Origin of the sequence: Winogradskyella pelagia (assembly GCF_017581965.1) — a bacterium.
Taxonomy (GTDB): domain Bacteria; phylum Bacteroidota; class Bacteroidia; order Flavobacteriales; family Flavobacteriaceae; genus Winogradskyella; species Winogradskyella pelagia.
On the sequence record NZ_JAGEVF010000002.1, the window covers coordinates 152,396 to 165,077 of the forward strand.

A 12,682-nucleotide genomic window follows, 5' to 3' on the forward strand; every position below is an offset into this window, starting at 1 on the left:
ATTATAGTTGTTTGTATGGTGGTAAGAAAGGTCTTTTTGACAAAGCCGTTTCTATGATGTCAATAACCTGTTCGCGTTCTTTACCAAAAAGTGGTAAACGTGGAGGTCTAACATATTCTGTACCTATACATGTATAAACTTCTGCTAGTTTAATGTTTTGAACTAATTTAGGGTTTATATCTAACTCTAGCAAAGGCATAAACCAGCGATATAATTCTATAGCTTCTCGTATTCGACCTGCTCTCTGCAATTCGTAAATAGCGACAGTTTCTTTTGGAAATGCACATACCAAACCAGCAATCCAACCATGGGCTCCCATCAGTAAACTCTCCAAGGCAAGGGTGTCCACACCTGTCATTATTTTTAGTCGATTTCCGAAACGATTTATTATTCTAGTGACATTAGTGATATCTCGAGTGGATTCTTTTACAGCCTCAATATTTGGGCAGTCATTAACAAGTTCCTTGAACATGTCTAGGGTTACTTCAATTTTGTAGTCAACAGGGTTATTATAAACCATGATTGGTAATTTTGTGCTTTTCGCTACAGTTTTAAAATAGGTCACGGTCTCCTTATCGCCAGATTTGTATCGCATAGGAGGTAACATCATTAAGGCATTGGCACCATCGTCTTCTGCCTTTTTCGCTGCCTCTATGGCAGCTTTAGTACTTTGTTCTGCAATATTTAATAAGACAGGAACTTTACCATTTATAATTTTTACGGTTTCTTGTGTTAATTTACGTTTCTCTTCCTCTCTTAAAGTGCTAGCCTCACCAAGAGTTCCACCTAAAACAATACCGTGTACACCAGCATCAATTTGAGCGTCTATATTGGTTTTGAACATGTGGAGGTCTAGTTTGTCATCAGATGTAAATTTTGTTGTAATTGCAGGCATAACGCCTTCCCAAGTAATGTCCATTTTGCTTTGTTTAGATAGGTAAAAATAAATATTAGCAGGTATTGAAATTAATGGTTTATTAACCACCTGTAATAAAATATTATCCAATAATACTGTTAAATACGTATTTTTGAATAGTATTAAATTAGAATTCATTGATAGTCTATCCGTTTAACATTCCTAAGCCAGATAATTCTGGGTTAATGTACCAAGTTGACAAAACTGATATTTTTTATGATAAACTACATCAGCATGAAGAGATTCAACTAAGTTATATTATTAAAGGTACAGGTACTTTAATCGTTGGAGATACTATAAATACTTATAATGATGGCGATATTTTTGTAATTGGAAGTCACATACCTCATGTGTTTAAGAGTATTCCAAAAAGTAATTTCCTATCTCATATGAGAACCATTTTCTTTACTAGAAATTCTTTTGGCGAATCTTTTTTTAATCAAGAAGCTATGATGGAGATTGCTTCTTTTTTTGAGCGAACTTCTCATGGATTTAGAATTGAATCTAATCTAAACGAATTAAGACAGTTGTTTATTGAATTTGGATCTAGCTCAACATTCAGCAGATTTTTAATCCTTTTGAACATACTCCGTTTAATGGTTGATAGCGATTATTCCAGTTTATCGTCCTTTACCAATAATAAAAAATATCGGCAGGTAGAAGGTATAAGAATGCGTCGTGTTTTTGAGTTTGTTTTAAATAATTATACTAATGATATTAAACTAAAAGATGTTTCGGAAGTTGCTAATATGACTAAAAATGCATTTTGCAAATATTTTAGAAAGCGTACGGGAAAAACCTTTATTGAATTTTTAAATGAATTAAGGGTTGAACACGCAATTAGAGAACTTAAATCTGACAAGGGATTTACGATTGCAGAAATTGCCTTTAGATCGGGTTTTAATAATATTTCTAATTTTAATAAAACCTTTAAAAAAATCAAGAATGATGTGCCTAGTGCTTACCTAAGGTCATCAATTTACAAATAGAAAGGTTTACCTTAAAAATGATTCAAAGGTCCCTTCAACCAAACGAGGAGCGTCTATTAAGTTATACTTTTCTTTAACTTCATGGTCCTCCCAGACTGTTTTTACACCAAGTTGATTGCTCATGTTATGCGAATCGTACCTTGACGTTAATAAAGCATATAAATAATTATGCAATGGCTTATCTCTATAAAACTTTAATACAGCACCTATGATGTAAAAAAAGTTCTCATTACAATCTGCAGTTATACTATGGCAATAAAATATTGGGTTGTCTTGGGTTTTATAGTTTACCAAGTCATTCGCCGTCAATTGATTTTCTTCCATTTCTTTAGACCTAATTTTTTGGTAAGTTGCCAGACTAATTGAAAAATAAACACAATGCCCAGAATAATAACCAGATTGGTCAAATAATACCATGTTTAATTCTGGTAAATTCTTCGCTGCTTGCAAAAGTAAATTCTTATTTGTTGATTTCAATGGGTTGTTTTGGAGCTCTGTATGTCTAATGATTTGAGTAATATCCTCTTCTGAGGAAATTGGTTTTAGGCGCTCGGTTCCGACATCTAATTTAGACTTGATCCAATTGGCGTTTGGTAGCTCGTTAGATAATGAGGACAAAGAATATTTTCGCAAACCGAAATCATAAAAAACAGGAATTTGATTAGCAGAATTCAAATTTCTTATCACTTGATATGGTATAAAAGTAGCTTCGGCTAATTGAGCCTCCTTTTCATTATTTAAAAGTGTTTCATTTTTTTCCCATCTAATGACAGTACGAATGTCTACATCTAATTTTGAGGCTAGGTCAGATTGCGAGGTTCCGTGATGTGCTCGATAAGCCTTTATAAGTTCTCCTAAAGTTAAAAATTTCCTCACTATTAATTTTTTCTAAAAATACACGTTTTAATCTAATTGAAGTGAGCTGAAGAAGGGATAGCGCTTATTGTGGGGTAAAAAAAGAGCGCCTTTTGGCGCTCTTCCTAATTAAGGGTTAAAAGAGAGAAGCTTAATCGCTATTAACCAACTTAAACTTAATATACCATCTCATCAGGATACTAAAAAACCGCTTCTCTCTTTAGTGTATACTAAAGTAGTTAGGGCTTACTTTCTTATACAGTACAAATGTAAGGAGTTAATAATGAGACGAGTATGACATGCTGTGTCAGGTAGTAAATTTTAATAGTATTTAACAAAAAAACCCAAAGATTTCTTAAGTCATAAATTTGTTAAGCGCATTTGTGGACTTCGGATAAAGGCGCGTTTACAGTTTTAATTTCAGAGAATATTGGGTTTAGAAAGCGTTGAAGCTGATCAAATTCGATGAGAAAGGCATCATGCCCATGAATGGATTTAATTTCATGGATCCAGACATTTTCTTTTTTGGATTTTAAGTCAACATAGGTTGTCCAATTTTCTTCAGGCTTAAAAAACAAGTCAGAATTAATAGTTATAATATGGATATTAGACCTGATTTTTGATGCGACGTCTGAAAAAGACATCCTATTTCGGGTAATATCTATTGTTTTGAGAATATGGTTCATCATTTTGTAGGCGGATAAGTTAAATCGTTTTTCTAATGTATTGCCATGATGATTTAACCAAGATTCTACGTTGAAAATTTCTGACTCACTTGTTTTTTTACTTCTATTAAACTTGTGAGCTAATGACTCTGGAGTTCTATATAATGTCATGGCATGTATTCTCGCATCGGCAATAGGATTGTTTGAGTGGTTTAAAATTAAATCTTGGATATAACAATTGGAAATAAGCCAATCCGTGGACTTCCAGTCTGATGCAATTGGAATAAGATGTTGTGCCAGTTTTGGTCTTAGTGTTGCTAATTCCCATGCAATTCCTCCTCCAACAGAGCCTCCGATTATAGCAAATAAGGTGTCAATATTTAAAAGGTCCAAACCTATTGAAAAGAGTTTAGCAATATCTCTTGCGACGAATCCTTTGTAATTTTCAGTAATGATGTTATTGGAATTATCGTAGCCATTTCCTGGCACATTAAAAGCTAAAACACAATAATAGTTTGTGTCTATGCATTTATTTGGCCCAATGAGGTCGCTCCACCAGCCATTCAGTCCACATACGTTTGAGTTTCCCGTTAGTGCATGATTAACCAAAATTATTGGTGCTTCTACTAATTGTCTACCAAACACTTCATAAGATAATTTAATATCATAATCTTGGCCAGAAAGGGTTTTATAGCCATTGATACTTAATTGTTTAATTTTTTTCATGGTTTAAAAATTTAAGATAGTATTCGAATGCCTCCTTAAAAAAGAAGACATCCGATTCTAACTAACAACACTAAGCAGATTAGACACTTACCGTATGTTTTTGCTTTATAACGGAAAAAACTTTCTTTAAATCAGCCTTTAGATCTTCGATGTTTTCTAGCCCAACAGAGAGGCGTATTAAATCTTTTGTTACACCAGTTAATTCTTGTGCTTCATCACTTAATTGCTGATGAGTAGTACTGGCAGGATGAATAATCAAAGATTTGGTGTCTCCTATATTGGCTAGAAGCGAAAATAATTCAGTTTTATCTGCAATTGTCTTTGCAGCTTCATAGCCACCTTTTGCACCAAAGGTTACAATGCCACTTTGACCCTTTGGCAAGTATTTATTTGCTAAATTTTTATAAGGACTAGAGTCTAGACCGGGATAATTCACCCAAGTTACCTCATCTTGTTTTTGTAGCCACCTGGCTAATTCGAGGGCATTTTCACTATGTTTTTTTATTCTAACCTCTAGAGTTTCTAAACCTTGTATAATTTGAAATGCATTAAAAGGACTTAAGGCACCACCGTAATCCCGTAAGCCTTCAATTCTAACTTTAGCTATAAATGCGGCTGCTTCCAAGGCCTCAGAATACACTAAACCGTGATATCCAGGTGAGGGTTCCGTAAATTCCGGGAATTTGCCATTTGCCCAATCAAAGGTTCCAGCATCAATAATAATACCTCCAAGTGTTGTCCCGTTACCGTTAATATATTTTGTTAAGGAATGAATGACAATGTTGGCACCATATTCAATTGGGTTCAGTAAGTAAGGCGTAGCTACAGTATTGTCAACAATTAAAGGCACCTTATAGGTTTTGGCTTGGTTTGAAATAGCTTCAACATCAAGTACATCGAGTTTTGGGTTCCCTAAAGATTCAATAAAAAATGCTCGTGTATTTTCTTTAGCGGCTGCTTCAAAGCTGCCAGGGATTGATGGGTCAACAAAGGTTGTGGTAATGCCATGTCTTGGAAGGGTAACATTTAAAAGGTTGTAAGTACCGCCATATAAACTATTGGAAGCTACAATATGGTCGCCAGTTCTAAGTAATGTAAGAAGGGTCGTAGCAATGGCTGAGGTGCCTGAAGCCGTTGCCACCGCAGCGATACCGTCCTCCAAAGCAGCTAATCTTTGTTCTAAAATATCATTCGTAGGGTTGTTAATCCTAGAATAAATATTTCCCGATTCCGCTAATGAAAATAGATTGGCTGCGTGATTCGAATCCTTAAAAACGTAGGCTGTAGATTGATAAATAGGAACGGCTCGTGTTCCTCCATTTTTAGACACATCGTGTCCTGCGTGCAACGCTTTGGTTGCGAAATTTTGTGTACTCATTTTTCTAAGTTTTTGAGTTAATATTAATTAAACCAAAAGCCAAATAAGCCTCTTAATTGAAGCATACTTAATAGAAAAATGTTATAAAGAAATTTACCCGCAGCAGATGAGCTATTGGGTTTGGGTTATCTATCTAATTTTTTAATAGATGAATTAAAAAATTGAGTAGAATTTAGCACCTTCTTAATACTAAGGGTTGCTAAGGCTTCACAGGGTCTATTCCCTCCACCTTTCTTGATAACATTTCAGTAAGTTTTTGAACTTTGTGTTTACAAATATTGCATAACAAAAATTTAATATCCAAATATTTTTAAACTTTTTAAGATTCAGTCTAAATATGATATCTTTAGATTTCTAAAGAATTAGAATCAAAAGAAATCAATTTTATGCATACAGAACCAAAGCTTATTCGCTTTAATCAAAATGTACTTTCCAAGTATCAAATCTATAACAGTATTTTTATGACACTGCCTTTTGATACGATTTCTAAAACGGTCGCGCTTTTGCCCTTATTTCATGAAACCTGTAAACTTGGCTTTGAGCATAAAGACGATCCAACCACTATTGTAAATACTTTTTTTGAAAAATATCAAGCGAGACGATCTGAAAAAAGCCAAATTAATTTACTCTTTAGGTTTATACAATATATCGAGCGTCAGGTGGTATTGTTTGATGCGGTTGAAGATGCGGCCTTTGCAGTTGTAAATAATATGGAAGGTGTAGGGTCATTGCGGAGTTTAAAAGAAAATGCAGCAGCAGAAAACAAAACCCAACTACTCCAAGATTATCTTGAGTCATTTAATGTTAGAATAGTACTTACTGCTCATCCTACGCAATTTTATCCAGGGACTGTTTTGGGCATTATAACCGATTTGGCCGAGGCTATTAAAGTTGATAATTTACCAGAGATTCGAAGTCTCCTTGGGCAGCTTGGTAAAACGCCCTTCTTTAAGGATAAAAAGCCTACGCCTTACGACGAAGCGGTTAATCTTATCTGGTACCTTAAGAATGTATTTTATCATTCCTTTGGCAGTATATATGATTATGTACAACAAAATATTTTCGATTATCGAGAAATTGACAACTCTATAGTGAACATAGGCTTTTGGCCAGGTGGTGACAGAGATGGCAATCCGTTTGTGACGCCAGAAATTACACTTAATGTCGCGAAAAAGCTCAAAGAATCAATTCTAAAGAATTACATAAAAGATATTAAGTACTTAAGGAGAAGGCTTACCTTCAAAGGCATTAGAGATCGTGTAATTAACTTGAATCATCGTTTGCACAATACCTTACTTTATAAAGATAATCAAATCGCATTACAGGAATTTAGAAATGAACTTATTGAGATACGAGAGATCTTGGTGAAGGAACATCAATCGTTATTTGTGGATAAGGTGACTTCTTTGATTAATAAAACAACCTTATTTGGTTATCATTTTGGAAGTTTAGACATAAGACAAGACAGTCGTGTACACGATAGTATGTTTAGAGCATTGGTAGGTGAACTCATTGAGAATGGAAGTGATCTGTTCCCGTCCAACTTCTTCGAGCTTTCTGAAAATGATCAGAAATTACATTTAGCCTCGATTTCAGGTGAGATAGGTGAGATAGTTTTTAAAGACGAACAAGCGATTAATATAGCCGAAACCATAAAAGCCATGAAGTCTATTCAAGAGACTAATGGCGAAATAGCATGCAACCGTTACATCATTAGTAATAACCAAACGACTTTAAATGTATTGCAGTTATTTGCAATGTTGAAAATTGTGGCCTTCCATGAGACCCTTACGGCAGATATCGTACCATTATTTGAAACCGTAACCGATTTGCAAGCGGCACCTGCCGTAATGGAGGAGTTGTATACCAATTCGCATTACAGAAAGCACCTAGAAGGCAGAAGCAATAAGCAAACTATTATGTTAGGATTTAGTGACGGTACTAAAGATGGTGGATATCTTATGGCAAATTGGGGAATCTTTAAGGCAAAGGAGGCACTCACGGCTTTATCAAGAAAATATAATATTGATGTTATTTTCTTCGATGGTAGAGGAGGGCCGCCAGCTAGAGGAGGTGGTAAAACACATCAATTTTATGCATCATTAGGGCCAACTATTGAAGATAAAGAGATTCAATTGACCATCCAGGGCCAAACCATTAGTTCTAACTTTGGTACACTCGAATCCTCCCAATACAATATGGAGCAACTGATTAGTTCTGGAATAATGAATCGTCTAAATGATAAAAATCATGAGATGGAACCTGACGACAAAGCCGTAATGGATAATTTGGCTGACCTTAGTTATCAAGCTTACGTAGATTTTAAAGCACACCCTAAGTTCTTATCTTATTTAGAGCATATGAGTACGTTGAAATATTATGCTAAAACGAATATAGGAAGTCGACCCTCTAAACGAGGAAAGGCCGAAGGTTTAGATTTTAAGGATTTGCGAGCCATTCCTTTTGTTGGGTCGTGGAGTCAATTGAAACAGAACGTACCTGGGTTTTTTGGCGTTGGTACTGCTTTGCAATATTATGAAGAGAAGGGTGAATTTGAAAAAGTTCAACATTTATTTCAAAACTCTAGGTTTTTTAGAACCTTGATTGCTAATAGCATGATGTCCTTATCAAAATCATTTTTTGATTTAACAAGGTATATGGCAGAAGACCCAGAATATGGTGATTTTTGGAAGCTAATATATAAAGAGTATGAAATAACAAGACGGCTTATATTGAAACTCACAGGCTTTAAAGCGTTGATGGAAAATGAACCGGTGGCTAAAGCTTCTATAGCAGTTAGGGAATCTATTGTGCTACCGCTGCTTACCATACAGCAATATGCTTTGAAAAAAATGCAAGAATTAAAGAAAGCAGAAGTGAAGGATGAGGAAAAAATCGCGGTATTTGAGAAAATGGTAATGCGTTCCTTATTCGGAAATATCAATGCAAGTCGAAACTCAGCTTAAGTAATTTAATCTAAAAAAACCTCAAAGCCATACTTCAAGGTTTCTTAGTCTATCATTATCTAATTAATGCTCATTAAGTCGGAAATCTGGGTATGCATCCATGCCGTGCTCGTGTGCATCAAGACCTTCTAGCTCCTCCCGTGCAGATACTCTTATGCCCACAGTCATTTTTAAACTGAATATGATGAGAAATGATGAAATTATACAAAACCCTGCATAGGCAAGTACGCCATAAAGCTGAGGTAAAAAGGCAATCTCATTTGCGGCCTCAGATAGTGTGCTGACAATCTGCCCACTGTCATTTAATAATTCTCCATCGTCATTGGTGGCAGCTTTAAAACCAAAAATTCCAACCGCCAAAGTACCCCAAATACCACAGACCAAATGTACAGCAATAGCACCAACGGGATCATCTAATTTTAATTTGTCGATTAGGCTTACAGCAAATACAATTAAGCCTCCCGAAACCACTCCAATAATAATGGCGTCTGTGGGAGACATAACATCTGCTCCAGCAGTAATACCAACTAAACCTCCTAAGATTCCATTAAGAAACATGGTCAAATCCAAATTTTTATATAATAAAGTTGACACCATTGCAGAGGATACACCACCAGCTGCAGCAGCTAAACAGGTGGTAACTAATGTAAGGGACGTTGCTTCGGGATCTGCGGATAATACCGATCCGCCATTAAAACCAAACCATCCTAGCCATAAGATTAGGACTCCTGCAGTTGCTAAAGGAATATTATGACCTGGAATGGCTTTTGAAACTCCATTTTTAAATTTTCCAATACGTGCACCAAGTAGTACCACAGCGACTAATGCTGCCCAACCTCCAACAGAATGCACAAGAGTAGAGCCCGCAAAATCGTAGAACCCTATTTCATCCAAAAATCCACCTCCCCATTTCCAAGATCCTGCAATTGGATATACAAGGCCTACATAAAGTACAGTAAACACCATGAAAGGACCAATTTTTATACGCTCAGCAACTGCTCCAGAAACTATGGTTGCTGCGGTAGCGGCAAACATACCCTGGAAGAGGAAATCTGTCCAATAGGTATAGCCAGTATTGTATGCCAAATCTAAATTTCCGCTTGTCGTAAGAGGTGAGTCTAAACCAAACCCAGCAAAACCAAGAATACCGTTAAAATCTCCTGGATACATTAAGTTAAAGCCAATAAGGGCATACAGTAAAAGTCCAACGGTGATAATAAACATATTCTTAAAAAGAATATTTAAGGTATTCTTTTGTCTTGTCAATCCTATTTCTAATAAGCCAAAACCTAAGTGCATAAAAAACACTAGGCCTGTACAGATCATCATCCAAACATTATTTGTAGTAAGAACTTCCATATAATCTAGTTAAGTGTTTGACCTCCTTTTTCTCCTGTTCTAATACGGTAGCATTCTTGAATGTCAGAAACGAAAATTTTTCCATCGCCAACATCACCAGTTGAGGCAGAATCTAAAATGGCCTTAATAGTTAATTCTTCAAAATCATCATTTACCACTATTGAGAGATAGCGACGCTGAATATCGCTTGTACTGTACGTAACGCCTCGATAGACATGGCCCTCTTTTTCATTTCCTAAACCAGTAACATCCCAGTAAGAAAAGAAGTTAACCCCTACATTATGCAAGGCCTCCTTGACATCAGTAAATTTTGATTTTCTGATAATGGCTTCGATTTTTTTCATAATAATTTTGAGGTTTAAAATTCAAAAATTGATAATCTGAACCAAAAATATATTTTTTTGAGGGTATAAAGCAAGATAATTAGATAAAAGACATTATAACCCTAAATTTTTTAGGGTATGAATGATAAAAAAGCACATTTATTATAAACTTACCCCTAAATTATTTAACTTAGAAGAGTCTTAGTTTTATTTCAGAATAGCATTGAGTTATGAAACCAAAAAACCCGATTCAGCCGAATCGGGTTTTTAATGGTGGTGCCTCCAGGAATCGAACCAGGGACACAAGGATTTTCAGTCCTTTGCTCTACCAACTGAGCTAAGGCACCATTTGCTTTAACTATTTAGCGGTTGCAAATATATATTCATTTTTAGTTTTGGCAAAACTTAATTCCTAAAAATTGATTTTATAAATTAGCCAACAACTTCTTTATTATGAATCTTATTATAGATGTTGGTAATACCCTCGTTAAGCTCGCAGTTTTTAAGAAAAGAAAATTAATCTTTAAAACGGATTTTCCAATTAATGATTTGCTCGATGAGTATAACATCATTAAAAGGGCGTATCCCAAATTAGAATCAGTTATTGTGTCTTCCGTGGGTCGATTACCAAAATCAACTTTATCTAAAATTGGTGAAGATTTAGAATTGCATCAATTATCATATAAATCAAAGCTTCCGTTTAAAAACTTATACGAAACACCGCATACCCTAGGTGCAGATCGTATGGCTTTAGTATCTGCTGCTACATATCATTATCCTTATAAAAGCATATTAATTATTGATGCAGGCACCTGTATAACTTACGATTTTATTAATGATAAAAAAGCGTATTTGGGGGGTTCTATTTCTCCGGGATTAAGATTGCGTTACACAGCTCTTAATAATTTAACGGCAAATTTACCGTTATTAGAAAAAAACCAACCTACAAGTTTTATTGGTAAAACAACGGAGTCTTCGATTCACTCTGGTGTTGTTTTTGGTGCCCTAAAAGAGATAGATGGTGTTATTGATGAATATCGTGCTGTATATCAAGATTTAACAGTTATTTTAACAGGAGGGGATGCCGATTTTTTGTCAAACCAATTAAAAAATAGCATATTTGCGCATTCAAATTTTCTCTTGGAAGGTTTGAATTTTATTCTTGATTATAATACATAATAATGATAAAACAGCTCCTAGTAGTTTGTATATGTCTTTTGAGTTTAGGTGCTGTTGCGCAACGTGGTACGGCAACACCTTATTCATTTTATGGTTTAGGAACCCTAAATCTTAAAGGAACAGTAGAAAATCGTAGTATGGGAGGCATAAGTGTATATCTGGATAGTATACACATGAATCTGCGTAATCCTGCATCTTATGTTGGTAAAAACGTTGAAGGATTCCCTTTTGATAATGAAAGTAGGCCTGTAAAATTTACGGTTGCAGGGACTTTTAGCAATACAAATTTAAAGAGTAATTCTGGCGAGGCTCAAACAGGAACAGCAATTTTTGATTATATAGCAATGTCAATCCCTGTTGGTCGATTTGGTTTTGGAATGGGGTTATTACCTTTAACAACAGTTGGTTACAAACTCGATGATGTCGATGATAACGGTGATTTAATTAATAGATACAGCGGTGAGGGCGGTCTAAATCGTATATTCTTGGGCATGGGTTATCAAATTACCAAAGGCTTAAGTGCTGGTGTAGATGTCACCTATAACTGGGGGAATATTGAAAACAATGCGGTTGCCTTTGCATACTCAGCTGATGGAGATTTAGCCCAGTTTCAAACCTATGAAGACAGTCGATCAGAATTGAGAGGTCTAAAATTAAATTTTGGCTTGGCCTATAAAACTATGATTTCGGAAAGGTTAGAGCTTTCTGCAACGGCTACATATTCTCCGATTAGTGATTTGTCATCAGATAATGAGAGAACTTTAGCGAGTGTCTTATATAATAGAGACTTAGATGTATTAACCGTCATAAATTCAATTGATGTTGATTTAGAGAGTGAAGGTCTTCAGAGCACTGATTTAAAAATACCATCTAGAATATCCCTAGGGGCTGGCATAGGTAGGCCACAGCATTGGTTCGTTGGTGCCGAGTATACTTTTCAAAATACAAGTGAGTTCTCTAATCCATTTTATGGAAATCAAGCTACAGCCTTTGAAAATGCTTCCCAATTCTCAGTTGGAGGTTTTATAATTCCAAAGTATAATGCATTTTCAGGTTACTATAAACGTGTCGTTTACAGGGCTGGATTTAACTTTTCTAATACTGGTATAGTAATTAAAGACGAATCAATTAATGAGTTTGGCATATCTTTTGGTCTAGGATTACCACTTGGTGCTCGCGAATTGTTCTCTAACGCTAATATAGGGTTCGAATATGGACAACGCGGAACTACCAATCAAAATTTAATACAAGAGAATTTTTTCACTTTGAATCTAAGCTTATCTTTGAATTCAAGATGGTTTAAGCAGAGAAAGTATAACTAACAAA

10 protein-coding genes, 1 tRNA gene and 1 riboswitch are annotated in these 12,682 nt (G+C 35.3%); of the genes, 4 read left to right on the forward strand and 7 right to left on the reverse strand.

All coding sequences use genetic code 11. The features are described 5' to 3' along the window. Window position 1: 1 nt before the first annotated feature. A complete protein-coding gene (locus tag J4050_RS03085; RefSeq protein WP_208152489.1) occupies window positions 2-919 on the reverse strand; it encodes a dihydrodipicolinate synthase family protein in 918 nt (305 codons plus the stop codon). A 134-nt stretch (window positions 920-1,053) separates the two neighbouring features. On the opposite strand from J4050_RS03085, the gene J4050_RS03090 reads away from it, so the two are divergent. Next, window positions 1,054-1,905, forward strand: a complete 852-nt coding sequence (locus J4050_RS03090) for an AraC family transcriptional regulator (protein ID WP_208152490.1) — start codon at window positions 1,054-1,056, stop codon at window positions 1,903-1,905. A gap of 6 nt (window positions 1,906-1,911) precedes the next feature. On the opposite strand, the gene J4050_RS03095 is transcribed toward J4050_RS03090, so the two are convergent. The 3 genes from J4050_RS03095 to J4050_RS03105 all read right to left on the reverse strand — a co-directional run bounded on the left by J4050_RS03095 (window position 1,912) and on the right by J4050_RS03105 (window position 5,529). Continuing rightward, window positions 1,912-2,781 (reverse strand): helix-turn-helix domain-containing protein, encoded by an 870-nt coding sequence (locus J4050_RS03095; RefSeq protein ID WP_208152491.1) that lies wholly within the window; start codon window positions 2,779-2,781, stop codon window positions 1,912-1,914. Between the two features lie 350 nt (window positions 2,782-3,131). Further along, a complete protein-coding gene (locus J4050_RS03100; protein WP_208152492.1) occupies window positions 3,132-4,151 on the reverse strand; it encodes an alpha/beta fold hydrolase in 1,020 nt (339 codons plus the stop codon). 79 nt (window positions 4,152-4,230) lie between these two features. After that, window positions 4,231-5,529 carry an O-acetylhomoserine aminocarboxypropyltransferase/cysteine synthase family protein gene (locus tag J4050_RS03105; protein ID WP_208152493.1) on the reverse strand — a complete coding sequence of 433 codons (1,299 nt, stop codon included), beginning with the start codon at window positions 5,527-5,529 and terminating at the stop codon, window positions 4,231-4,233. Between the two features lie 122 nt (window positions 5,530-5,651). Continuing rightward, a riboswitch (SAM riboswitch) is annotated at window positions 5,652-5,773 on the reverse strand. Between the two features lie 142 nt (window positions 5,774-5,915). Between J4050_RS03105 and J4050_RS03110 the strand changes: the two genes are divergently transcribed. After that, window positions 5,916-8,495: a phosphoenolpyruvate carboxylase gene (locus J4050_RS03110; protein WP_208152494.1), complete on the forward strand. Its 2,580-nt coding sequence runs from the start codon at window positions 5,916-5,918 to the stop codon at window positions 8,493-8,495. A gap of 63 nt (window positions 8,496-8,558) precedes the next feature. Here J4050_RS03110 and J4050_RS03115 read toward each other — a convergent pair whose 3' ends face one another. The 3 genes from J4050_RS03115 to J4050_RS03125 all read right to left on the reverse strand — a co-directional run bounded on the left by J4050_RS03115 (window position 8,559) and on the right by J4050_RS03125 (window position 10,524). After that, window positions 8,559-9,854, reverse strand: coding sequence for an ammonium transporter (locus J4050_RS03115; RefSeq protein ID WP_208152495.1), 1,296 nt, complete (start codon window positions 9,852-9,854; stop codon window positions 8,559-8,561). Window positions 9,855-9,859: 5 nt separating this feature from the next. Next, entirely contained in the window at window positions 9,860-10,198 is a 339-nt protein-coding gene (locus tag J4050_RS03120; protein WP_208152496.1) for a P-II family nitrogen regulator, read from the reverse strand. Window positions 10,199-10,448: 250 nt separating this feature from the next. After that, a tRNA-Phe gene (locus tag J4050_RS03125) sits at window positions 10,449-10,524 on the reverse strand. A gap of 106 nt (window positions 10,525-10,630) precedes the next feature. On the opposite strand from J4050_RS03125, the gene J4050_RS03130 reads away from it, so the two are divergent. Together J4050_RS03130 and bamG are read left to right on the forward strand one after the other, a co-directional pair. Next, window positions 10,631-11,356, forward strand: coding sequence for a type III pantothenate kinase (locus J4050_RS03130; RefSeq protein WP_208152497.1), 726 nt, complete (start codon window positions 10,631-10,633; stop codon window positions 11,354-11,356). A 2-nt stretch (window positions 11,357-11,358) separates the two neighbouring features. Next, the gene (bamG, locus tag J4050_RS03135) at window positions 11,359-12,678 is read left to right on the forward strand and encodes a BamG family beta-barrel-assembly machinery protein (protein ID WP_208152498.1); all 1,320 of its coding nucleotides are present in this window, start codon (window positions 11,359-11,361) and stop codon (window positions 12,676-12,678) included. Window positions 12,679-12,682 lie beyond the last annotated feature (4 nt).

Coding starts and splice junctions, on each gene's coding strand:
- J4050_RS03085 (WP_208152489.1), bottom strand. CDS start 919: ATGGACATTACTTGGGAAGGCGTTATGCCTGCAATTACAACAAAATTT.
- J4050_RS03100 (WP_208152492.1), bottom strand. CDS start 4,151: ATGAAAAAAATTAAACAATTAAGTATCAATGGCTATAAAACCCTTTCT.
- J4050_RS03105 (WP_208152493.1), bottom strand. CDS start 5,529: ATGAGTACACAAAATTTCGCAACCAAAGCGTTGCACGCAGGACACGAT.
- J4050_RS03110 (WP_208152494.1), top strand. CDS start 5,916: ATGCATACAGAACCAAAGCTTATTCGCTTTAATCAAAATGTACTTTCC.
- J4050_RS03115 (WP_208152495.1), bottom strand. CDS start 9,854: ATGGAAGTTCTTACTACAAATAATGTTTGGATGATGATCTGTACAGGC.
- J4050_RS03120 (WP_208152496.1), bottom strand. CDS start 10,198: ATGAAAAAAATCGAAGCCATTATCAGAAAATCAAAATTTACTGATGTC.
- J4050_RS03130 (WP_208152497.1), top strand. CDS start 10,631: ATGAATCTTATTATAGATGTTGGTAATACCCTCGTTAAGCTCGCAGTT.
- bamG (WP_208152498.1), top strand. CDS start 11,359: ATGATAAAACAGCTCCTAGTAGTTTGTATATGTCTTTTGAGTTTAGGT.